This is a genomic window from Nonomuraea sp. ATR24, assembly GCF_041950485.1.
GTDB classification, from domain to species: Bacteria; Actinomycetota; Actinomycetes; order Streptosporangiales; family Streptosporangiaceae; genus Nonomuraea; species Nonomuraea ceibae.
Genome location: NZ_JBGNUU010000019.1, coordinates 1 through 21,187 on the forward strand (window position 1 = coordinate 1; position 21,187 = coordinate 21,187).

25 protein-coding genes and 1 tRNA gene are annotated in these 21,187 nt (G+C 71.2%); 11 read left to right on the forward strand and 15 right to left on the reverse strand.

The window, feature by feature from the left end; all coding sequences use genetic code 11:
* The first annotated feature begins 59 nt into the window (after positions 1-59).
* A tRNA-OTHER gene (locus tag ACBI99_RS34540) sits at positions 60-124 on the forward strand.
* 71 nt (positions 125-195) lie between these two features.
* Here the strand turns inward: ACBI99_RS34540 and ACBI99_RS34545 are convergent.
* The 12 genes from ACBI99_RS34545 to ACBI99_RS34600 all read right to left on the reverse strand — a co-directional run bounded on the left by ACBI99_RS34545 (position 196) and on the right by ACBI99_RS34600 (position 8,968).
* On the reverse strand, positions 196-1,758 hold the full coding sequence (locus tag ACBI99_RS34545; RefSeq protein ID WP_375074361.1) for an oleate hydratase: 1,563 nt from the start codon (positions 1,756-1,758) through the stop codon (positions 196-198).
* 107 nt (positions 1,759-1,865) lie between these two features.
* On the reverse strand, positions 1,866-2,303 hold the full coding sequence (locus ACBI99_RS34550) for a GNAT family N-acetyltransferase (protein ID WP_375074362.1): 438 nt from the start codon (positions 2,301-2,303) through the stop codon (positions 1,866-1,868).
* Complete coding sequence (locus ACBI99_RS34555) at positions 2,300-2,674, reverse strand: YbaB/EbfC family nucleoid-associated protein (protein WP_375074363.1); 375 nt, start codon at positions 2,672-2,674, stop codon at positions 2,300-2,302. Before ACBI99_RS34555 ends, ACBI99_RS34550 begins: the two co-directional genes overlap by 4 nt.
* Positions 2,671-3,054: a YbaB/EbfC family nucleoid-associated protein gene (locus tag ACBI99_RS34560; RefSeq protein ID WP_375074364.1), complete on the reverse strand. Its 384-nt coding sequence runs from the start codon at positions 3,052-3,054 to the stop codon at positions 2,671-2,673. Before ACBI99_RS34560 ends, ACBI99_RS34555 begins: the two co-directional genes overlap by 4 nt.
* Positions 3,051-3,878: a hypothetical protein gene (locus tag ACBI99_RS34565; RefSeq protein WP_375074365.1), complete on the reverse strand. Its 828-nt coding sequence runs from the start codon at positions 3,876-3,878 to the stop codon at positions 3,051-3,053. Before ACBI99_RS34565 ends, ACBI99_RS34560 begins: the two co-directional genes overlap by 4 nt.
* Before the next feature lie 10 nt (positions 3,879-3,888).
* Positions 3,889-4,371: a hypothetical protein gene (locus ACBI99_RS34570; protein ID WP_375074366.1), complete on the reverse strand. Its 483-nt coding sequence runs from the start codon at positions 4,369-4,371 to the stop codon at positions 3,889-3,891.
* Between the two features lie 186 nt (positions 4,372-4,557).
* A complete protein-coding gene (locus tag ACBI99_RS34575; RefSeq protein ID WP_219504333.1) occupies positions 4,558-4,950 on the reverse strand; it encodes a hypothetical protein in 393 nt (130 codons plus the stop codon).
* A 62-nt stretch (positions 4,951-5,012) separates the two neighbouring features.
* On the reverse strand, positions 5,013-5,447 hold the full coding sequence (locus ACBI99_RS34580; protein WP_375074367.1) for a protein-tyrosine phosphatase family protein: 435 nt from the start codon (positions 5,445-5,447) through the stop codon (positions 5,013-5,015).
* Positions 5,444-5,992 carry a CGNR zinc finger domain-containing protein gene (locus ACBI99_RS34585; RefSeq protein WP_375074368.1) on the reverse strand — a complete coding sequence of 183 codons (549 nt, stop codon included), beginning with the start codon at positions 5,990-5,992 and terminating at the stop codon, positions 5,444-5,446. The genes ACBI99_RS34580 and ACBI99_RS34585 overlap by 4 nt, the downstream gene beginning before the upstream one ends.
* Positions 5,993-6,032: 40 nt before the next feature.
* Entirely contained in the window at positions 6,033-7,109 is a 1,077-nt protein-coding gene (locus ACBI99_RS34590) for a LacI family DNA-binding transcriptional regulator (RefSeq protein ID WP_357582875.1), read from the reverse strand.
* Positions 7,110-7,121: 12 nt separating this feature from the next.
* Complete coding sequence (locus ACBI99_RS34595) at positions 7,122-7,967, reverse strand: PfkB family carbohydrate kinase (RefSeq protein ID WP_375074369.1); 846 nt, start codon at positions 7,965-7,967, stop codon at positions 7,122-7,124.
* Positions 7,967-8,968, reverse strand: a complete 1,002-nt coding sequence (locus tag ACBI99_RS34600; protein WP_375074370.1) for an SIS domain-containing protein — start codon at positions 8,966-8,968, stop codon at positions 7,967-7,969. Before ACBI99_RS34600 ends, ACBI99_RS34595 begins: the two co-directional genes overlap by 1 nt.
* 169 nt (positions 8,969-9,137) lie before the next feature.
* Between ACBI99_RS34600 and ACBI99_RS34605 the strand changes: the two genes are divergently transcribed.
* The 6 genes from ACBI99_RS34605 to ACBI99_RS34630 all read left to right on the forward strand — a co-directional run bounded on the left by ACBI99_RS34605 (position 9,138) and on the right by ACBI99_RS34630 (position 14,550).
* On the forward strand, positions 9,138-10,460 hold the full coding sequence (locus ACBI99_RS34605) for an ABC transporter substrate-binding protein (protein ID WP_219504324.1): 1,323 nt from the start codon (positions 9,138-9,140) through the stop codon (positions 10,458-10,460).
* 8 nt (positions 10,461-10,468) lie between these two features.
* On the forward strand, positions 10,469-11,344 hold the full coding sequence (locus tag ACBI99_RS34610; protein ID WP_357582883.1) for a sugar ABC transporter permease: 876 nt from the start codon (positions 10,469-10,471) through the stop codon (positions 11,342-11,344).
* Positions 11,341-12,174: a carbohydrate ABC transporter permease gene (locus ACBI99_RS34615; RefSeq protein WP_308125720.1), complete on the forward strand. Its 834-nt coding sequence runs from the start codon at positions 11,341-11,343 to the stop codon at positions 12,172-12,174. The genes ACBI99_RS34610 and ACBI99_RS34615 overlap by 4 nt, the downstream gene beginning before the upstream one ends.
* Position 12,175: 1 nt before the next feature.
* Entirely contained in the window at positions 12,176-12,991 is an 816-nt protein-coding gene (locus ACBI99_RS34620) for a sugar phosphate isomerase/epimerase family protein (RefSeq protein WP_375074371.1), read from the forward strand.
* A gap of 70 nt (positions 12,992-13,061) precedes the next feature.
* Complete coding sequence (locus ACBI99_RS34625) at positions 13,062-13,673, forward strand: RNA polymerase sigma factor (RefSeq protein WP_219504320.1); 612 nt, start codon at positions 13,062-13,064, stop codon at positions 13,671-13,673.
* A gap of 1 nt (position 13,674) precedes the next feature.
* Complete coding sequence (locus ACBI99_RS34630) at positions 13,675-14,550, forward strand: CU044_5270 family protein (protein ID WP_375074456.1); 876 nt, start codon at positions 13,675-13,677, stop codon at positions 14,548-14,550.
* 3 nt (positions 14,551-14,553) lie between these two features.
* On the opposite strand, the gene ACBI99_RS34635 is transcribed toward ACBI99_RS34630, so the two are convergent.
* From ACBI99_RS34635 to ACBI99_RS34645, 3 genes are read right to left on the reverse strand one after another with little or no spacing between them, the layout of a single operon-like run.
* The gene (locus tag ACBI99_RS34635; RefSeq protein WP_357582889.1) at positions 14,554-15,162 is read right to left on the reverse strand and encodes a response regulator transcription factor; all 609 of its coding nucleotides are present in this window, start codon (positions 15,160-15,162) and stop codon (positions 14,554-14,556) included.
* Between the two features lie 57 nt (positions 15,163-15,219).
* Complete coding sequence (locus ACBI99_RS34640) at positions 15,220-16,422, reverse strand: sensor histidine kinase (RefSeq protein WP_375074372.1); 1,203 nt, start codon at positions 16,420-16,422, stop codon at positions 15,220-15,222.
* Positions 16,419-17,075 (reverse strand): response regulator transcription factor, encoded by a 657-nt coding sequence (locus ACBI99_RS34645; RefSeq protein WP_357582891.1) that lies wholly within the window; start codon positions 17,073-17,075, stop codon positions 16,419-16,421. The genes ACBI99_RS34640 and ACBI99_RS34645 overlap by 4 nt, the downstream gene beginning before the upstream one ends.
* Positions 17,076-17,230: 155 nt before the next feature.
* Between ACBI99_RS34645 and ACBI99_RS34650 the strand changes: the two genes are divergently transcribed.
* Genes ACBI99_RS34650 through ACBI99_RS34665 form a run of 4 tightly spaced genes read left to right on the forward strand, consistent with a single transcriptional unit; the run spans position 17,231 to position 20,734 of the window.
* Entirely contained in the window at positions 17,231-17,722 is a 492-nt protein-coding gene (locus ACBI99_RS34650; RefSeq protein WP_219504310.1) for a hypothetical protein, read from the forward strand.
* Complete coding sequence (locus ACBI99_RS34655) at positions 17,722-18,855, forward strand: peptidoglycan-binding protein (protein ID WP_375074373.1); 1,134 nt, start codon at positions 17,722-17,724, stop codon at positions 18,853-18,855. The genes ACBI99_RS34650 and ACBI99_RS34655 overlap by 1 nt, the downstream gene beginning before the upstream one ends.
* Complete coding sequence (locus ACBI99_RS34660; protein ID WP_219504307.1) at positions 18,852-19,535, forward strand: ABC transporter ATP-binding protein; 684 nt, start codon at positions 18,852-18,854, stop codon at positions 19,533-19,535. Before ACBI99_RS34655 ends, ACBI99_RS34660 begins: the two co-directional genes overlap by 4 nt.
* Entirely contained in the window at positions 19,532-20,734 is a 1,203-nt protein-coding gene (locus ACBI99_RS34665) for an ABC transporter permease (protein WP_375074374.1), read from the forward strand. Before ACBI99_RS34660 ends, ACBI99_RS34665 begins: the two co-directional genes overlap by 4 nt.
* Positions 20,735-21,187 lie beyond the last annotated feature (453 nt).

Below are 21,187 nucleotides of genomic sequence, written 5' to 3' on the forward strand. Positions count from 1 at the left end.
GAGAATAGGTGAGAATTCTTCAGAATTGGCGTCTACCAGCGCCTTTAGTGATCGCGCAGGTAGGAGAGTTTGGCTGACTTCTCTGATAAGGAAGAGGTCCCAGGTTCAAGTCCTGGTAGCCCCACCCAGCCAGAAGGCCCGTCGGAATCATCCGGACGGGCCTTTGTCGTTGCCGGAGCCGGTCGGCGCCACGGGTCAGCCCAGGGCGGTGCGGAGGGCGGAGGCGGCGATGCGGGGGTCGTTCATGCCGTGGTACATCGGCGGGATCTTCTTCTCGACGCCGTAGTGCCGGTAGACGGCGATCATGGCGGAGCGCACCGAGTATTCGACGGTGAAGACGACGTCCTCGGGGATCTCGACGAACTGGCCGAGGAAGGCGTAGTTCGTGGCGCCCTTGGGGATGACGCGGGGGCGGTCGCCGGGGGCGCGGCGCTGGAACTGGGCGTCGATGTAGGGCATCTGCACGGTCGTGATCTGCGTGGTTTCGCGGACGTGGTCGGCGATGTCGTCGAAGCCGAGGTGGCCGAGGAGTTCGTCGAGGATCTCGGCGCCGGTGCAGTCGTCCATGGGCTTGTCCACGTAGTCGCCCGGCACGTCGCCGAACAGCGCGTAGCCCCAGAGGGTGAAGGTGTCGGGGTCCTGGTGGCGGAAGTGCGGCTGGGCCGGGACGACGATCGACAGCAGCCAGCGGGAGTCCTTCCAGGTCATGAGGGCGCCTTCGCCGGGGACGTTGCCGGTGTACTGGGTGATGCGGTCGAGCAGGGCGGGGCTGTGCATGGTGAGGGTGAAGGACTCCCATTTGGTCTCGGGGATGGAGCCGCAGAAGACGGCGGGGCGGCCGAAGTCGGGGGCTTTGCGGGCGATCGACTGCCACAGCCGCCAGGAGCCGTCGCGTTTGTCGCGGATCAGCTCGGGGACGGTGTCGCGGTCGCCGTACGTGGTGTCGGCGGTCATGGAGCCCAGGGTGAGGAACACGCGGTCGCCGGGGCCGACGTCGATCGGCCCGGCGCTGGTGTCGAGGGAGGCGAGGGTGCGGCAGGCGGGGTCGGTGAAGTGCGCGTCGTCGACGGTGACGCCGAACTCGGTCGTCACGCCGTGGGTCTCCAGCCGGCGTTGGATCGGCAGGATGATCGAGTCGTACTGGTTGTAGCGGCTTCGTCGTACGCCGGAGAGGGTGTGGATGCGGTCGAATTCCTGGACGAAGGCCAGGAAGTAGCGTTTGAGCTCGATCGCCGAGTGCCAGTTCTGGAAGGCGAACGTCGTACGCCACATGCACCAGAAGTTGCTGTCGAAGAACTCCGGCTGGAAGAAGTCGTCGATGCGGCGGCCGCCGATGACGTGTTCGGGCAGGGCGAGCAGGCGGGTCAGGTCCAGGCGGGCGCGGTTGTCGAGGCCGAGGCGGGAGGCGTCGGGGATGGAGCGGTCGCGCAGGATGATGCGGGCCTTGGCGTTGGTGGGGTGTTCGATGTTGAACGCCTTCATCTCCTGGCGGACGGAGATGGCCGGGTCGTCGAGGGTGGGGATGGTTTCCAGCAGGTTCCACAGGCAGACGTAGTGCTCTTCTTCGAACATGCGGCCGCCGCGCGTGACGTAGCCGCCTTCGGCGGTAGGGGCCTTGGCGCCGTCCATGGAGCCGCCGGTGATGGGGAGCTGTTCGAGGATGCGGATGGAGTCGCCGGGCACGCCGGCGTCCCGGACGAGGAAGGCGGCGGCGGCCAGCCCGGCGATGCCGCCGCCCACGATGTACACCTGCGCCATTGGCTGACCGTCCCCGGCTCGGGCGGGGGCCGCCCCCCGCTTCGGGAAGGATCTTCCCGGTGGGCGGTCGACTCAGGTCCCGTCGGCGGCCAAACCCCGGCAAACAGCTACGGGGTGACGTAGTGGTGGACGACGGCGGGCTCGCCGGTGCTGTCGAGCCAGTCGGCGCGGGTGGTGGCGACGCGGCGCCAGCCGGTGCGCTCGTAGAAGGCGATCGCGGCCTGCCCTTCGGCCGAGACCTCCAGCTTCAGCGGCGTCCGTACGGCGGCGCGCACGGTGTCGAGGAGCCGGGCGGCCAGGCCCTGGCCGCGTGCCGCCGGGGTGACGAACAGGCGGGTGATCTCGGCGTCCGCACCCAGGCCGACGTGCCCGTGCACCGCGCCGTCGGCGTCGACGGCGATCCAGGCGGACGTCAGGCCGGTCGGGGTGAGCCAGGCGCCGGGGTCGTCGGGCCAGTCGACGGGGTAGCGGTCGGCGGCCTGGACCTGGGCGAGCGCCTCGACGCAGGCATCGAGGTCGGCGGGGGTGCGGGGGCGGATCCTCATGCGGGCGGCCGGGGGCCGGCCCGGTCGTGGAAGGCGCGGCGGGCGTCGTCCACGAGGGCGCCGAGGCGCTCGCCGGTGGCGGTGTTCAGCTCGCGCGTCATCGCGTCCTGGCTCTCGGCGGCGGCGTTCTCGGCCGCGCGCACGGCCGCGACGATCGCGTCGCTGAGCGTCACGCCGTCATGCCGGCGCTTGCTGACCACGCTGATGTCGACGGAGAGGAGCCCGCCCGCGGCGTCGACCGTCGCGACGACGCCGCCGCTGTCGGCCGAGCCGGTGAACGTCCGGGTGCTCCACGCGGCGACGATCTCCTCGATCCTGGAGGTGGCTCCGGCGAGCTGTTCGGCCTGGTTGCGCAGTTCCTCCGCGCTCACGGGGTGCCGTCCCGGAGGACGGCGTCGAAGTACTGGGCGAGCGGGTCCTGGCCGTCCGGCGGCGGGCCGGGCAGGGCGCGCGTCAGCTCGTCGAGCCCCTCGGTCATCGCGCCGCGGGCGGCGCTGACGGCCTGGAGGACGGCCTGGCCGAGCTCGGCGTGGTCGAGGTCGCGCATCGCCCTGGGGTCGATCGCCACGCGGGTGAGCCGCCCCGCGCCGGTCACCGTGGCCGTCACCCGGCCCGTGTCGTCGGTGCCGGTCAGCTGCCGCTGCTCCAGCTCGCGCAGGGCGCCGGCGAACGCGTCGACCAGGCCCTCCACCTGGCGGATCAGCCCGGAGACGTGGGTCCCCCCGGCCCCGTCGGCGGACACGTCGGTCACTTGGCGCCCTCCGCGGTGGCGGGCCGCCAGTTCTCGACCTCGGAGACGCTCTGGTCGAAGTGCAGGTCCCGGGTTCCCAGCGCGGGGTTGCCCATCTTGTAGAAGAGCCCCTCCAGGTCGTTGATCTTGAGCTGGAGGTCGTTGAGGTCGCTCTCGTACTTGTTGTAGACGTCCGCGAACTGCTTGAGCAGGTTGCCGGCGGCGGTGAGGAAGACGCCGGCCTGCGCCATCAGGGCGACGCGGCCGACCGGGTGGGCGCTCATCTTGGTGAGCGCCGTGAAGACCGGCGCGGACATGGCCCACAGCGCGGCGGCGGACATGTCGTACCCAAGCACTTCCTTGTACTGGTTGTGCATGGTGCCGCTCATGTCCTTGGCCACGGCGCCGAGCTGGTCGAACATGCCGATGAGCTTGAACCGCAGATACTGCTGGAGCGTGTCGACCGCGTGGCCCTTCCAGTTCGGCGAGACCTCGTGGAAGAACGTGATCCACACGTCCCAGGCGCTGCCCTTGAGGGTGTCGTGCATCTCCTTCCACGTTTCGCGGCGGTCGTAGAAGAGGAAGGGGTTGCCCAGGTTCACGACGGAGGCCGAGAGGAGGGCGACGCCGGCCAGGCCGAAGCCGGAGACGGCCAGCCCCATCTGGATCGGCTGGTTGTGGGCGCGTATCTGGGTGATGAGCTTCTTGAAGTAGCCGGGATCGGTGCGCTGGCCGAACGAGACGGTCCGCATGATCTTGCCGTTGGCGTCGTAGACGTGAAGCTGGCCGGGCTTGGGCGTGGGCATCCGGCTGGGGAAGTTCGGCCCGGGGGAGGGTTGCGGCATGGGGGACCTTTCAGGCGTCGGCCGCGTCGATGGCGGCCGCGGTGCGCTGGGCGGCCGTCACGCTCGGCGCGTGGGCGGCCGCGTAGTTCTCGGCCACCTTGAACAGCTTGCTTCCGTCTTCCTCCAGCACCTTGTCCAGCAGCTTCGCGCAGTCGGCCCAGGTGTCGGCGATGGTGTTGATCCGGTTGACGAACATCAGGCCGATGGCCGGGATGCCGGCGATCGGCGCCAGGTTCCAGCCCTCGAACCGGGGGGTGGCCGACTTGAGCCGGCTGACCACGTCCGCCGACAGGTCCATCGTCTCGGCGTACGCGACGATCTTGCTGACGGCGTACGCGACGCCGCCCTGAGGGTCGTTGCCCCCCTTGCCGCCTCGGGCCTCGGGGTCGGCCGACACGGGCTGGGCCCGCAGGCTCGCCGGCAGGCAGGCCGGGGGAGGACACTGCGGCGTGTGCGCGCACGGGCTGAGCCCCGAGGAGACATCGCTGGGCACGCGGGGCACCTTCCTGCGAGGACGTGGCGTGGGAGGCGCGGGAAGCCTCCGTGACCTGCATGGGAGAGGTGAGGACGCCGGTGGCTGCAGATCAAGCGTCAGTGTAGAGGGCGATCTTGGAATGCGTCCATGCCGTACATACCGCCCATGCCGCCCATGCCGCCCACGCTGCCCACGGGACGGGGCTCAGGCTTCGGCGAGGGCGAGCCGGTCCCGGGCCCAGGCGGCCGCGGCGTCGGGGTCGACGGTGCCGAGGACGGCCAGGCCGCCCGGGCCGGGGTTCTGGACGAGGTCGGCCAGCGAGGGGGTGGCGACGATGCTGGCCATGCCCGCGCACCAGGCGGCGATCTCCTCGGCGTGCTGGGCCCAGAAGCCGTGCAGGATCTCCGTGGCGCCCTTCTCGGGGGCGCTGCGCTCGCGCTGGTCCATCACGATGGCGAACTGCCGGTTCTCGGCTTTGGCGCGGTCGAGGGTGGTGCGCAGGGCGTCGGCCAGTTCGGTGGCGTCCTGGACGGTGAGCCTGCCGTTCTGGCCGGCGTTGACGAGGGGCCAGGCGGTCAGGTCTACGAGGTTGCTCACGTGATCTCCTACAGCAGAAGGGGCAGGAGATTAGGTTAGGCTTACCTCGTTGATTGTCAACGTCAGCGCGGGAAGCGGGCTATCCAGCGGCGTTGCCACGGCGTCTCGACCGCCCGCCGGTGATGGTGCTCGCGGGTCCAGTGCACGGCCTCGGCCGGGGTGAGGCCGGACAGCACCGCGAGGCAGGCCAGGACGGTGCCGGTGCGGCCGACGCCGCCTCCGCAGGCGACCTCGACGGCCTCGCCCGCGCGGGCCCGGCCGTGCAGGGCGCGGATGTGCTCGACGGCCGCGTCACGGTCGCGCGGCAGCAGGAAGTCGGGCCATTCCAGCCAGTCGTGCGCCCAGGTCAGGCCGGCGTCGTGCTCGCGGCGCATCCGGGCCGAGCCCAGGTAGAGGCCGTAGGCGGGCACGGGGCCGGGCGGCAGCGGGTTGCGCAGGCCGCGGCCCCGGACCCAGGAGCCGTCGGGCAGTTGGAACGCCCCTTCCAGCCGGGTCATGAGCCGACTCGCTGACGCTCACGGTGGTTGGCGACGTTGAGCCGGTTGCCGCACAGCTCGGGCGTGCAGTATCGGCGCCGCCCGGCCCGGCTGACGTCGGCGAACACGCCCCGGCAGCCCGGCGCGAGGCAGGCGCGGAAGCGCTCGTGGCCCAGGGCCCGTACGACGCCGAGCAGCGCGACGCCGACCACCGTGGCCAGCGTGTCGGCGAGCGAGGCGTCGGGGGCGGTGGGCACGTACCACTGCCAGCGGCCGGCGTCGTCGCGGTCGAGCACGGGGGTGAGGCCGGCGCGGCGGGCCAGCACGGTGGCGCCCATGACCGCGTGCTCCTCGGTCTCGGTCTCCAGGACGCCGCGCGCCTCCCGGCGGAAGAGGTGGATCGCGAACAGGTCGTCACCGGACAGCGGCAGCTCGTGGCGGGCCAGGAACTCGGCCAGCGCCTCCGCGGTGGGCAGGCCCTCGGAGCCCCGAACGGTGGGCGAGGTCGACACGAGGTCGTTGGCCACCGCTGCGCCGTGGGCGTAGTCGGCGATGGGTATCAGCAAGAAACGCCTCCCTGTAACTGTTATAGGGAGACTATAACCCTTACACGGACGCGCGGGCGATCAGCCGGGAGCGCAACGTATGGGTCTCACGGGCCGGTTCGGCGCCCTCCAGCGCGTCGAGCAGCACCTGGGCGGCCTTGGCCCCCAGCTCGTGCACCGGCTGCTCGATCATCGTCAGCGGCGGCTCCATCACCGCCGCCCACGCGCTGTCGTCGAACCCGACCAGCGCCACGTCACGCGGATAGGCCAGCCCGGCCGCGCGCAGCGCCCGCAGCGCGCCGGTCACCGCGTCGGTCTCGGTGCAGAACAGCGCGGTGGGCCGGTCGGGCATCGCGAGCATCCGGCCGACCTCCTCGGTCGCCTGCTCCTCGGTCTTGCGCCCGACCATCACCAGCTCCGGATCGAACGGGATGCGCGCGTCGTCGAGCGCGTCGAGATAGCCGCGCAGCCGCTCGCCGTCGGTCCACAGGTTGCGCGCGGCCTCGGCCAGCAGCTCGCGCCGAGTGGCGGGCGGCCGGGCCATCGGCGGCCCCCACACGAACCCGATCCGCCGGTGCCCCGCCGCGATGATGGTCTCGACGGCCTCCCGGGCGGCGTCGCGGTTGTCGATGACGACGGTGTCGAGGTCGAGCGCGGCCACCGCGCGGTCGACCAGCACGACCGGCACCCGCTGCGTCGCCGCCCTGATGTGCGCGACCTCGTCCTTGCCGACCGCCGCCGACGACAGGATGACGCCGTCGACCCGCTTGTCGAGCAGCACGTTGACGGCCGCGACCTCCTCTTCGAGCTTCTCGTACGTGCTCAGCACGATCGTGTCGAAGCCCCGGGCCCGCGAGGTGTCGCAGATGCCGCGCACCACGCCGGCGAAGAACGGGTTGCCGATGTCGGCGACGATCACGCCGAGCGTGTGGCTGACCCCGGTCGACATGCTGCGCGCGAGCTTGTTGGCGCGGTAGCCCAGCTTCTCGGCGGCGGCGAGCACCCGCTCGCGCAGCTCGGGGCTGACGTATCCATAGCCGCCGAGCGTGCGCGCCGCCGTGGCGCGGCCGACGCCGGCCTCGGCGGCCACCTCGGAGATCGTCGGCTGGCCCGCCGCCTGCCCCCGATCAGCAGGCATGGATGCCGTCCCTCATTTCTCGATTCTAGACAAGATCGGCCGCCCGCCGCCGAACGCGCCCTCGACCAGGCACTGCTCGTAGGCGGCCGTCGCGCCGTCGCGCAGCGCCCGCTCCAGCGCCGCCCGCTGCCAGCCGGCGCGCAGCAGCGAGACCGCGAACCCGGCCAGGAACGCGTCGCCGCAGCCCATCGTGTCGACCGGCTCGGCCACGGGCAGCGCCCCGGCCGACACGGTCACCTCGCCGTCGTGCGCGATCGCGCCCTCGACGCCGCGGGTGGCCAGCGCGATCCCGGCGCCGCGCCGGACGACCTCCCCCAGCAGCGCCTCGGTGGCGGGCACGTCCAGGTGGGAGCAGGACAGCAGCACCAGGTCGGCGTGCGGGCAGACCCGGTCCAGGTAGGCGGAGGTGCGGAACTCGTCCTCGCTGGACAGGTCGTAGCTGACCCGGGTGCGCAGCTTGGGCAGCTCGCTCTCGCTGCGCGAGTAGACGCTGGAGTGGACCAGGTCGAAGGAGGAGGCGTACGCGACGAGCCCGGCGTCGAGGACGAGCGGTTCGCGCACGGTGACTCCCCCGCCGTTCCAGCCCAGGAAGACGCGGTCGCCGTCGTCGACCCGCAGGTGTGACACGCCGGTCTCGCCGGGCCGCACCACGCACCGGTCGACGGCGACGCCCTGGGCGGCGATCGACTCGCGCAGGAACGGCCCGAGCTCGTCGTCGCCGAACACTCCCAGGTACGCGGCTTCGACGCCGAGGCGGCGGGCGAACACCGCCACGTTCACGCTGTTGCCGCCCGGATAGTCGATGCCGCGGTCGAGGAACCGGTCGACGATGTTGTCGCCGAAGCCGAGCACCTTCATCAGTAGTCCATCACCCGGTAATAGCGGCGCAGGTCGAGCGAATGGTCACGGACCCGCTCCAGGTGCTTGCTGACGCGGCTCAGCACGGTGTCGAGGACGAGCGGCCCGAGCAGGCCGCGGAACTCGGGGCTGATGCCGTCGAGCGGGTAGTTGCGGGTGTCGAAGACGGTGACGTCCTGCGACACGCGGCGGGCGAAGGCGATGGCCCGGTCGGTGAGCGGGCGCGACTCGTCCTCGCCCTGGAAGATCAGCACGCTGGTGCCGGCTTCGAGCAGCTCCAGGGAGCCGTGGAAGAACTCGGCGCTGTGCACGCGGGTGGTGCGCAGCCACTGCATCTCCTCCAGGATGCACATCGAGTACAGGTACGTGAACCCCCACAGGTTCCCGCCGCCGATGAGGAAGTGGTAGTCGGTGTCGCGGTGCGCCTCGGCGAAGGCGGCGGCCACGGGTTCGGCCTGCCTGGCCACCTCGACGAGGACGCGCGGGATGTCGGCCAGCTCGCCGGCGAGCTTGGCGTAGCCGTCGAACTCGCCCCGGCGCTCCAGCAGGCGGCCCATGAACAGCAGCATCTGGAAGTCGAACGGCCACGTCTTCGGCTCGCTGATCAGCGCCTCGTCGACCTGCTGGGCGACGGGGGAGTCGGCGTAGCCGGTGAAGCCGATCGTGCGGGCGCCCTTGGCACGGCAGAACTCGATGGCCCGCACCACGTCGTCGGTGGTGCCGGTGACCGAGGTGAAGACGGCCACGGTGCGCTCGCCGAGCCTGGCGTCGCCGGTCACGACGAGCTCGGCCGCGATGGCCGAGCGCACGTCCAGCGTCGAGGTGCGCCGGGCCAGGTGCTCGTACGGCCACATCTGGGCGTAGGTGCCGCCGGCGCCGACCAGCAGCAGGTTGTCGAACCCCTCGTCCACCAGCCGATCGACAAGCTCCTCGATCTTGGGGCGCAGGGCCACGGCGCTGGCGGCCTGCTTGACGAATTCCGGCTCATCGAACTTGAGCATGTTGCGCGTCCTTTCAACCTGATACCGGTATCACGCGGTGGTCACGGTGGCATATCTCTGCGGAACCCGTCAACACGTCGGCAAACAGAAGATCTTGAAATCAGGTCTGGTACCGGTATCAGAATCGCTGTAATGTCGCTCGGCACCAGCTCCGAGAGAAAGGAAGCCCATGCGCTCTCGCGCTCTGACGACGCTCGCGGCACTCGTCGGGACCTCGGTGCTCACCCTCGCAGGCTGCGCAGGAGAGCCGGCCCAGGCTCCCCCGGCAGCCGACGTCGCCGCCACGCCCGAGTTCTCCGGCACCCTGAGCGTCCTCACCAAGTTCGCCGGGGAGCCGCTCAGCCCCTACTTCGAGAAGCTCGCCGCCGAGTATCAGCGCGCGCACCCCGAGGTGAAGGTCGAGCTCATCCAGGAGACCGACCAGAGCATCAAGGACAAGCTCAAGACCCTCACCGCCTCGAACGCGCTGCCGGACGTCTTCTTCACCTGGACCGGCAACTGGGCGGAGAACTACGTGCGCGGCGGCCGGGCAGCCGACCTCACCAAGGTGATCGGCCCCGACACCCCCTGGGGCAGGACGTTCAGCCAGGCGTCACTGTCGGCCTTCGCCTACGACGGCAAGTTCTACGGCATCCCGCTCTACAACAACGGCAAGTTCATGGGCTACAACAAGGACGCCTTCGCCAAGGCCGGCATCGAGGTGCCGAAGACGTTCGAGGAGCTGATCGGGAGCTGCGCCACGCTGCGGAAGGCCGGCTACGAGCCGATCACGTTCGGCAACAAGGACGGCTGGCCCGCGCTGCACTACCTCCAGCAGCTCTTCGCCTACAACGTGCCGCCCGACACGCTGCGCGCCGACTTCGCCCCGGCGACGGCCAAGCTCGACCACCCCGGCTACGTGGCCTCCCTCAAGCAGTTCAAGACGCTGGTCGACCAGTGCACCGACACCCGCGAGGGCACCAACGGCGTGCTGTACAGCTCGGCGCAGGAGGCGTTCTCCAACGGCAAGGCGGCCATGTACTACCAGGAGATCCTGGAGTTCGACAACGCCACCTCCGGCAAGGTCGTCAAGCCGGACGACTTCGGCATCTTCCCGCTGCCGGTCCCCCAGGGCGCGGCCGGCGACCCGAAGGTGATCGAGGGCGCGCCCGAGGGCTACCTGATCAACGCCGCCTCGCCGCGCGCCGCGCTGGCCGTCGACTTCATGAAGTTCGTGACGAACCCGGACAACGCCAAGACCCTGTCCGCGCCCCCGTACGGCCAGCCGAGCACGGTCGTGGGAGCCGTCACCCCCGAGACCTCCAGCAAGGCCGTGTACGAGGGCATCGACCTGGTCAACAAGGCGTCCGGCCTGGCCATCTGGCTCGACACCGTCACCGTGCCCGAGGTCGCCGACGCGTGGCTGTCGGGCGGCGAGGCGCTCATCAGCGGCGGCAAGACTCCCGAGCAGGTGCTCGACAGCGTGCGCCAGGCCTCGGCGTCCGCCAGGTAGGCGAGCCGGTGCGCGCCATCATCCGCCTGACCTGGGTCGTCCCCGCGCTCGTCCTCGTCGGCGTGTTCGTCTACCTGCCGCTGGTGCAGAACTTCGGCTTCAGCACGCTGGAATGGGACATCTACAGCGGCAGCCGCGAATACGTCGGCCTGGACAACTACCGCAAGCTCGTCGGCGACCCGGTCTTCTGGTCCTCCTTCGGCAACAACCTGCTCTACGCGGCGATCTCCGTCGCCGTCCAGGTGTTCGGCGCGCTCGTGCTGGCCGCGCTCATCGAGAGCGTCCGCTCCGAGCGGTGGCGGCGCGGCCTGCGGGTGGTCTACTTCATCCCGTCGGCGATCTCCCTGACGGTCGCGGGCCTGCTGTTCTACTTCCTGTACGAGCCCAACCTCGGCGTGCTCAACCACGCGCTGGAGGCGGCCGGGCTCGGCCACCTGGCCCAGGCGTGGCTCGGCCAGGAGGACACCGCCATGCTCGCCGTCATCGCGATGAGCCAGTGGCAGGGGTTCGGCTACTCGACGCTGCTGTTCGCGGTGGCGATCCAGCGCATCCCGTCGGAGATCTACGGGGCCGCCGCCATCGACGGGACCGGGCCGGTGCGCCGCTTCTTCAGCGTGACGCTGCCGCTGGTGCGGGAGATGACCGGGCTGATGACCATGGTCACGATCTCGGGCGCGTTCCAGGTGTTCAACGAGGTCATGGTGATGACCGGCGGCGGGCCGGACAACTCCACCCAGGTGCTGGGGACGTGGCTGTACCGCAGCGGTTTCGTGCGCAACGACTTCGGCTACGCGGCGGCGATCGCGACCGTGCTGTTCGTGATCACGCTCGCGGTGGCGCTGGCGCAGCTCTGGGTGACCAGCAGGAGAAGGGTGGAGTGGTGAGCCGGCTGAGCTTCGCGGGCGCGCTCGCGCGCGTCTTCATGTGGGCGTTCCTGCTCGCGCTCGTGGTGGTCGTGGTCTATCCCCTGCTGTGGATGGTGCTCAACGGGTTCAAGACCAACGCCGAGCTGTTCGGCGACCCGTTCGCGCTGCCGGTGGACTGGAGCTTCGCCAACTACGCCAAGGCGTGGAACCGGGGGGTGAGCGGCTACCTCACCACGAGCGTGCTGGTGACCGTGACCTCGACGGTCGCCACCGTGTTCGTCAGCGCTTGGGCTGCCTACGGGCTGACCCGGGTGGACATCCCGCTCAACAAGGTGTTCACCGGGCTGATCCTCGGCGGGCTGATGCTGGCCCCGACCGTGGCGCTGGTGCCGCTGGTCAAGATGTTCCAGTCGATGGGGCTCTACAACAGCTTCTGGGCGCTGCTGATTCTCTACACGGCGTTCCGGATCCCGTTCACGACGTTCCTCATCCGCGCGTACATGATCGACCTGCCGCGCGAGGTGGACGAGGCGGCGGAGATGGACGGGGCCGGGAGGTGGACCGCGTTCTGGCGGATCATCCTGCCGATGTGCAAGCCGATCATCACCTCGGTCGTGCTGCTGCAGATCCTGTTCACCTGGAACGAGTACCTGTTCGCGATGGTGTTCACCAGCGGCAGCGGCGTGCAGACGCTGCCTGTCGGGCTGACCAGCCTGATGAGCAAGCACGGGACCGAGTTCCCCGTCGTGTTCGCCGGGATGGTCATCGCGGCGGTGCCGGTGGTGCTCTTGTTCCTTTTCGGTCAGCGTTACATCGTCAAAGGACTGGCGGACGGGATTGGGAAATAGCGTGAACATCACCGGATCGAACTTCTCCTACCAGCACCTGCCGTTCGAGCGGTTCCTCGACGATGCGGCCGACCTCGGTCGGTCCGAGCTGGAGCTGTGGGGGATCGCGCCGCACCTGCACGTGCCCCGGGCGAGCGACGCCGAGGCGCGGGCGATCCGGCGGCAGGCCGAATCGCGCGGGCTGCGGGTGCGCTGCCTGACCCCCGAGCAGGTGATGTACCCGGTCAACGTGGCCTCGCCGGTGACCTGGCTGCGGGCCGAGAGCGTCGCGATGTTCCGCCGCGCCGCCGAGCTGTGCGTGGAGCTCGGGGCCGAGCTGCTGCTGCTCACGCCGGGGCGCGGGTTCGAGGACGAACCGGTCGAGGCCGCCTGGCGGCGCTCGGTCGACGCCGTCGGCGAGATCGCCGCCTACGCGGGCGCGCTGGGCGTCACGTGCGTGCTCGAACCGCTCCAGCGGGTGGAGTCCAACCTGGTCAACGACTCCCTCACGCTGGCCAGGATGCTGGACGAGATCGGCGCGCCGAACCTGGGGGCGGTGCTCGACACCGTCGGCATGGCGACGGCGGGGGAGGGCGTGGACGACTACTTCGACGCGCTCGGCGACCGGGTCCGTCACGTGCACCTGATCGACGGGAGCCCCGCCGGGCACCTGGCCTGGGGTGACGGGGAGCTGTCGCTGGGCGACTACCTGGAGGCGCTAGGCCGCCGGGGGTACGGCGGGGCGATGACGTTCGAGCTGTTCGGCGACGGGTCCTACGCCTTCGATCCGCGCCCGGTGGTGGAACGCTGCCTGGAGGCCGTCCGTACCTTTTCGTGAGAAAGCGGGAACCGTGACCGCGCGGGGTGGCAATCACTCATGTCAGTGCCCACCCCGAAAGGTCCTTGAGATGCGACAACAGCGCTCGCCGCTCGCCGAGCCCGGGACGGCCGGTGACGCCGAGGTGATCGCGCGCTCCCGGCACGATCCCGAGGCGTTCGCCGCCCTGTTCACCCGGCACGCGCCCGCGCTCAAGCGGTACGTGGTCCGCCGGCTGGGCGTCGAGGCGGCCGAGGACGTCGTGGCGGAGACGTTCACCGCCGCCTTCCGGCAGCGCGGCACGTACGACCTGACCCGCGCCGACGCGCGCCCCTGGCTGTACGGGATCGCCACCAATCTCATCGGCAGGCACCGCCGCAGCGAGATCTCCCTCTACCGGGCCCTGAGCCGTACGGGGGCGGACCCGGTCGTGGAGCCGTTCACCGATCGCGTCGAGGGCCGGGTGGCCGCCGCCGAGGTGCGCGGCCGGCTGGCTGCCGCGCTCGCGGGCCTGCCCGCCGGGCACCGGGACGCGCTGCTGCTGGTGGCGTGGGGCGAGTTCAGCTACGAGGACGCGGCCAGGTCGCTCGGCGTGGCCGTGGGGACGGTGCGCTCACGGGTCTTCCGGGCCAGGAAGAAGCTGCGCCGGGCACTGGGCGAGGTCGACCCCACCGCTACGAGCGAGGAGTACGGACGTGGATGAGATGGAGCTGCTCACCCGGCTGCGGGACGAGGTTCCGCGCGACCTGGACGTACGCGCCGAGGAGGCCCGGCTGCGGTCGGCCATGACGGCCGCGGCCGGCGGCGGCGCGCGCCGGCTTCCCCGCTGGCGGCTGGGGGTGGCCCTGGTAGGGGCCTTCGGGCTGGCGGCGGCCGGGTTCGCGGTGCTGCGTGACGGCGAGCCCGCTGTGAAGCCGCCGCTCACCGCCGCCGCCGTGCTGGAGGACGCCGCGCTCGTCGCCGAGAAGTCCGATATGCCGGACATCCGGCCTGACCAGTGGATCTACATGAAAGAGGGCCAGCCGGTCCCCGAGCTGCCCGTGTACGAGTCCTGGACCCGGATGGACGGCAAGCTGGCGGCCATCCGCAAGCCCGGCGGCGAACTCAAGATCAGCGAGGCCGAGAAGGGCCCGGCGAACCCCGGCAAGACGCAGGCCGAGCTGGAGCGCCTGCCCGACGACCCCGACCGGCTGCTGGCGCACATCCGCACGCTTGCCCCCCGGGCCGGCTCCATCTGCCAGCCGAACTGCCCGCCCGGCACCGAGGACGACGTGAACGCCTTCGGCACGATCCAGTGGTATCTGAAGTTCGGGCCGATCATCCCGCCGGAGAAGGCCGCGGCCATGTTCCGGGCCCTGGGCAGGATCCCGAACGTCCGGATCGAGGAGAACGTCGACGCCGGCTTCGGCCGCAAGGGCCTCGGCGTCGTGCTCGACCTGGGAGAGGCGGGGAAGGGCTACACGATCCTGGACCCCGTCGACTACGACTACCTGGGCTGGAAGGCCGTGCGCGACGGCACGGAGTTCGCGATGCCCGTGCTGGCCACGGCCCTGGTGGACGAGGCCGGTCAGGTGCCCTGAGGCTCACAGCCAGCCGCGCTCGTCGGCGATCCGGACCGCCTCGGCTCGGGTGCGCGCCCCCGTCTTGCCGATCGCGGACGACAGATGGTTGCGCACCGTGCCCTCCGACAGGCTGAACCGGCGGGCCAGGTCGGCGACGGTCCCGCCGTCGGCGGCGGCGAGCAGGATCTCCCGCTCCCGCCAGGTCAGCGGGCAGGGACCGCCGGCCAGCGACTCGGCGGCCAGCACCGGGTCCACCACGCGCAGCCCGGCGTGCACCTTCCTGATCGTCTCGACGAGCGCCTCGGGGGAGACGTCCTTGACCACGAACCCGGCCGCGCCCGACGCCATCGCCCTGCTCAGGTAGCCCGGCCTGCCGAACGTCGTCAGCATGATCACCCGGCAGCCGAGCTCCGTCAGCCCGGCGACCGTGGTCAGGCCGTCCCTGCCGGGCATCTGGATGTCGAGCAGCACCACGTCGGGGCGCAGCCGGCCGGCCGCGGCCAGCGCCTCGTCCCCGTCGGCCGCCTCGCCGACGACCTCCAGACCGGGCTCCAGCCGCAGCAGCGCGGCCAGCGCGCGGCGCAGCAGCGTCTGGTCGTCGGCGAGCAGCACCTTGATCGCGCTGCGCATGATGATCTCAACATAACCCGGTCGGAATCCCGTGTTAAGGGCCGCGTCTGGCCGGCGTCACGGCATCCAGGTCGCCGCTCTCGGCAGCGTCGCCGTGATGATCAGCCCGCCGCCCTCGCGCGGGCGCGCCGTCACGTCGCCGCCGTGCGCGCGCGCCACCGACCGGACGATCGACAGGCCCAGCCCGGCGCTCCGCCCCGTCACCAGCCGGTCCCCGCCCAGCTTGCGGAACGGCTTGAACAGCTCCGGGATGTCGTACGGCGGCACGACCGGCCCGGTGTTGACCACGGTCACCGTGACCTGCTCGCCCGACGCGCTCCGGCTCGACACCCTGACCCAGCCGGTGCCGTCGTGCGTGTTGTGCCGGATGCCGTTCTCCACCAGGTTCGTCACCAGGCGTTCGAGGAGCAGCGCGTCACCGCTGGTGGGCGCGGGGAACGCCTCCTCGTGCACCGTCACCTTCTCCTGCGCGGCCTCCGGCGCCGTCTGCCCCACCACGTGCGACACCACGTCGGCCAGGTCGACCGGCGAGCGGTCGGCGATCTCGTGCTCGGCGCGGGCCAGCAGCAGCAGGCCCGAGATGAGCCGCTCGTGCCTGGCGTTGATCTCCAGCAGGCTCTCGCCGAGCTGCTTGACGTCCGCGGAGGCCGTACGCCGGTGCATGGCCAGCTCCACCAGCGCCCGGTTCAGCGTGAGCGGGGTGCGCAGCTCGTGCGAGGCGTTGGCGACGAACCGGCGCTGCCCGTCGAAGGAGTGGGCCAGCCGCTCCACCATCGTGTCGAAGGTGTCGGCCAGCTCCTTGACCTCGTCCCGGGGGCCGTCCAGGGCGATCCGCGCGGCCAGGCCCCGGTCGGCGATCGGGGCGGCGGCGATCTGCCGGGCGGTCGCGGTCACCCGGTGCAGCGGCGCCAGCACCCGGCCGGCCACCAGCCAGCCCAGCCCGAACGCCAGCACTCCCACCACGGCCAGCGCGATCAGCCCCTGCACGATCAGGGACGTGAGCGCCGCGCCGCGCAACTCCTCCTCCTGCTGCCGGATGAGCGCCAGCGACGCCTCCGGGCCGAGCGGCACCCCGTCCACCATGATGCTGAGGAACTTCCTGTTCCCGCTGTCGTCCCGGTCGCCGTACTTGTTCTCGAAGATCCGGGTCACCTCCTGGTTGAACAGCAGGTACGTGACGCCGAGCAGCACCAGCCCGGCCACCAGGAACACCGCGCCGTAGACGACGGTGAGCCGGACCCGCAGCGAGATCGACCTCATGAGATGCGGTATCCGGCGCCCAGCACGGTCTCCACGATCGGCGGGTCGCCGAGCTTGCGGCGCAGCTTGAGGATCGTCAGCCGCACCACGCCCGTGAACGGGTCGGCGTGCTCGTCCCACGCCTTCTCCAGCAGCTGTTCGGTGGACACCACGGCCCCGTCGGCCCGCAGCAGCTCGGCCAGCACCGCGAACTCCTTGTTCGACAGCGGCACGTACCGGTCGTTGCGATAGACCTCGCGGCGGGCCGGATCGAGCGTGATCCCGGCCCGCCGCAGCACCGGCGGCGCGGCCGGGCGCGCCCGCCGCCCCAGCGCGTGCACCCGCGCGGCCAGCTCCACGAACGCGAACGGCTTGGCCAGATAGTCGTCGGCGCCCAGCGACAGCCCCGTCACCCGGTCGCCGATCTCCCCGGCGGCGGTCAGCATCAGCACCCGCGCCGTCGACTCCGACGCCACCAGCTCCCGGCACACGTCGTCGCCGTGCACGAGCGGCAGGTCCCGGTCCAGGATGACCACGTCGTAGTCGTTGACCGCGATCCGCTCCAGCGCCGCCTCGCCGTCGTGCGCGGTGTCGACCGCGTGCGTCTCGTCCCGCAGCCACTCGGCGATCGCGTCGGCGAGAATCCGCTCGTCCTCCACCACCAGCACGCGCATGCCCATGCCCTTCCGTTGACCTGGGACGATCGTGACGGATGTGATGTTTACTCCCCGTTAGCGCCGGCGGAAACAGCGGAGAAACAGCCCGGCCTGTTCTCTTGCGTCTCGACGGCCGGCACCCGACCGGCCGCGCGGAACGAGGAGAACACCGGATGCGAACCCTTGGCGTGATCGCCGTGCTCGCACTGTCACTCACGGCCTGCGGCGCCGACGCCGGCACCGGCGACGGCGTGGCCTCCGTCAGCGGCGGGCAGTCCACCGCCAGTGCCCAGCCCAGCCTCGACCCCGGCGCCCAGGGCGTGAAATGGGCGCAGTGCATGCGCGAGAACGGCATCGACATCGAGGACCCCAAGCCCGGCCAGGGCGTCAAGATGACGATGGGCCCCGGCAGCAAGGAGGCCATGGACAAGGCCCAGAAGGCCTGCGAGGACCTGCGGCCCAAGGGCGGCATGGGCGGCAACGGCAACCCGCAGGGCGCCGAGAAGCTCCGCAAGCTCGCCCAGTGCATGCGCGACAACGGCGTCGAGGAGTTCCCCGACCCCGACGGCGGCATGCTCAGGATGACCAAGAACGTCGCCGACGACCCTGACTTCGAAGCCGCCCAGAAGACCTGCCAGATGGACGACACCATGGGAGGTTCTTGATGGGTCCGGCCGCCCTCGACGACCAGACGGGCTCGACGACGGGGTCCGACCGGCCGCGCCGCCGCCGCGGCCGGGGGAGAAAGATCATCGGACTGCTCGTCGCCGTCGCCCTCGCCGGCGCGGCGGCGGCCGTGACCGTCCGCATGCTCGACCGCACCGGCGAACCTGCGAGCGCCGCCGCCGCGCTCCCCCCGGCCACCACCCAGATCGCCAAGGAGACCCTGGAGGACACGCTGGAGGCCGACGGCGAACTCGGCTACGGCCCCGCCACCACCGCCGTCAACCGCAAGCCCGGCACCATCACCTGGCTGCCGGACAGCGGCGACACCATCACCCGCGGCCGATCGCTCTACCGCGTCGACAACGATCCGGTCGTCCTCATGTACGGGTCCACACCCGCGTACCGGGACCTCCGCGACGGCGTCGAGGGCCGCGACGTCGAGAACCTGGAACGCAACCTCAGCAAGCTCGGCTACGACGGCTTCACCGTCGACGACGAGTACACCTACGCCACCGCCGCCGCCGTCATGGAATGGCAGGAGGACCGCGGCCTCGAACAGACCGGCGTGGTCGAGCTCGGCCGGGTCGTGTTCGCCGACGGCAAGATCCGCGTCGACACGCTGGACGCCCAGGTCGGCCAGCCCGCCTCCCCGGGCCAGAAGGTGCTGTCCTACACCGGCACCACCAAGGTCGTCACCGTCCGGCTCGACGCTGAGGACCAGCGGCTGGCCAAGGAGAAGGCCAAGGTGTCCGTCACGCTGCCCGACGGCCGCACCGCGCGCGGCAGGGTCACCGAGGTCGCCACCATCATCGTGCCGGGGGAGGGCAACCAGGACCCGGAAACCAAGATCGAAGCGCTCGTCACGCTCGACGCCAAGGACAGGAAGAAGGCCGCCGGCCTCGACAACGCCGCCGTGGACGTCACCTTCACCGCCGACAAGCGCGAGAACGTCCTCACCGTGCCCATCGCCTCACTCGTCGCCCTGCGCGAAGGCGGCTTCGGCGTCGAGATCGTCGAGGGCGCCACCACCCGGTACGTCGCCGTCGAGACCGGCCTGTTCTCCGGCGGGCGCGTCGAGATCGAAGGCGAGGGCCTGGCCGAAGGCATGACCGTGGGGACGGCCGCCTCATGATCTCCCTGACCGACGTGAGCAAGACCTACCCCGGCGGCGTCACCGCGCTGGCCTCCGTCTCCCTGGAGATCCGGCACGGCGAGCTCGTCGCCATCGTCGGCCCGTCCGGGTCCGGCAAGTCCACGATGCTCAACACCATCGGCACCCTCGACCGGCCCACCAGCGGGACCGTGCGCATCGACGGCCACGACGTGTCCACGCTGTCGGACAACCAGCTCTCCGCGCTGCGCGGCACCCGTATCGGCTTCGTCTTCCAGCACTTCCACCTGGCCGCCAGGGTCGCCGCGCTGGACAACGTCGCCGACGGCCTCCTCTACAGCGGCCTGCCGCTCGCCGAACGCCGCCGCCGCGCCCGCGCCGCCCTCGACCGCGTCGGCCTCGGCCACCGCATCGACCACGAGCCCCACGAACTGTCCGGCGGCGAACGCCAGCGCGTCGCCATCGCCCGCGCCGTCGCCGGCGACCCGCCGCTCCTGCTCGCCGACGAACCCACCGGCGCCCTCGACTCCGTCTCCGGCGCCGGCGTCATGGAACTGCTGCACGACCTGCACGCCGCCGGCACCACCATCGTGATCATCACCCACGATCGGGAGATCGCCGGCGGCCTGCCCCGGCAGGTACGCATGCGCGACGGCCGTATCGTCGCCGACTCCGCCGCGCTCACCGGAGCCACCAGATGACCGCCCCCCTCACCGTGGCCAGGATGCGCCCCCGCGACGTGATGCGCGTCGGCGCCGTCGGCCTGCGCACCCGCCCCCTGCGCGCCTTCCTGTCGGCACTCGGCATCGCCATCGGCATCGCCGCCATGATCGGCGTCGTCGGCATCTCCTCCTCGTCCGGCGCCGAACTCGACCGCCAGCTCTCCGCCCTCGGCACCAACCTGCTCACCGTCTCCTCCGGGCAGACCATCATGGGCGAACAGGCCAAGATGCCCGTCGACGCCGAAGCCATGATCGAACGCATCGGCCCCGTCCAGGCCGTCTCCGCCATGGGCGAGATCCCCGAAGCCAAGGTCTACCGGTCCGAACAGATCCCCGCCGCCCAGACCGGCGGCCTCGCCGCCTACGCCGCCCGCCTCGACCTGCCCCAGGTCCTCGGCGCCACCCTGCGCAGCGGCACCTGGCTCAACGCCGCCACCCACACCTACCCCGCCGTCGTCCTCGGCGCCACCGCCGCCCAACGGCTCGGCATCACCGCCGCCGGCCCCGACGCCCAGGTCGTCATCGGCGGCGAACGCTTCACCGTCGTCGGCATCCTCCACCCCGTCGCCCTCGCCGCCGACCTCGACACCGGCGCCCTCGTCGGCTGGCCCGCCGCCGAACGCATCCTCGACTACGACGGCCACCCGACCACCCTCTACACGCGCGTCGACGAAAACCGGATGGAGGCCGTACGGTCGGTCCTCGCCGGCACCGCCAACCCCGAGGCGTCCAACGAGATCGACATCTCCCGGCCCTCCGACGCGCTGGCGGCCAAACAGGCTACGGAGCAGGCGTTCACCGGGCTGCTGCTGGGCGTGGGGGCGGTGGCGCTCATCGTCGGCGGGGTGGGGGTGGCCAACACCATGGTCATCTCGGTGCTGGAACGGCGCTCGGAGATCGGGCTGCGCAGGTCGCTCGGGGCTACCCGGGGGCAGATCCGGACCCAGTTCCTCGCCGAGTCGCTGCTGCTGTCGGCGATGGGCGGGGTGGGGGGCGTGTGCATCGGGGCGGTGGTGACCGTGGGATACGCCACGTACGAGGGATGGCCCAGCGTCATTCCGGCCGAGGCCACGGCGGGCGGGTTGGCGGCGACGCTGGTGATCGGGGCGGTGGCGGGGCTCTACCCGGCCATCAGGGCGTCACGCCTGTCGCCTACGGAGGCACTGGCGGCCCCTTGACGCCACCCGTTGTGGGCCGGGGCTGCCTGCCCTGGCGAGCGGGCTTCGCCGTCGGCGCTGTCGCGCCTGGGGGCTCAGGCGTTCGTTCCCAGTCGGGCCAGGCCCGACCCCGGGCGGTCCTCGCTCCGCTCGGGCTGCCTGCCAGGACGGGCGCCTGGCGGCGCCCGAGCTTTCGCCCCACCTCAGCCGTCGTAACCTCAATGCCTCAAGACCCTCGCAACACCCGTATCCCCCACCGAGAGCCCAGAAGCCGCGCCCCTCCCAGCCTTCTGCGCGATTCGCCATAACCCCAGTCGAGCAGCTCCCCTAGGCCCAGTCCACGCCGCCGAGAAAGGACCCCCTTTCCCCGCGACGGCTCGTATCCGAAACCCTGCCCACGTTACAATCGCAGCCCTGTCGGGCGACGTGTGAGGAATGCGATGCGACGAGGCGGTAGGCCGGTTTCCAGAAGGC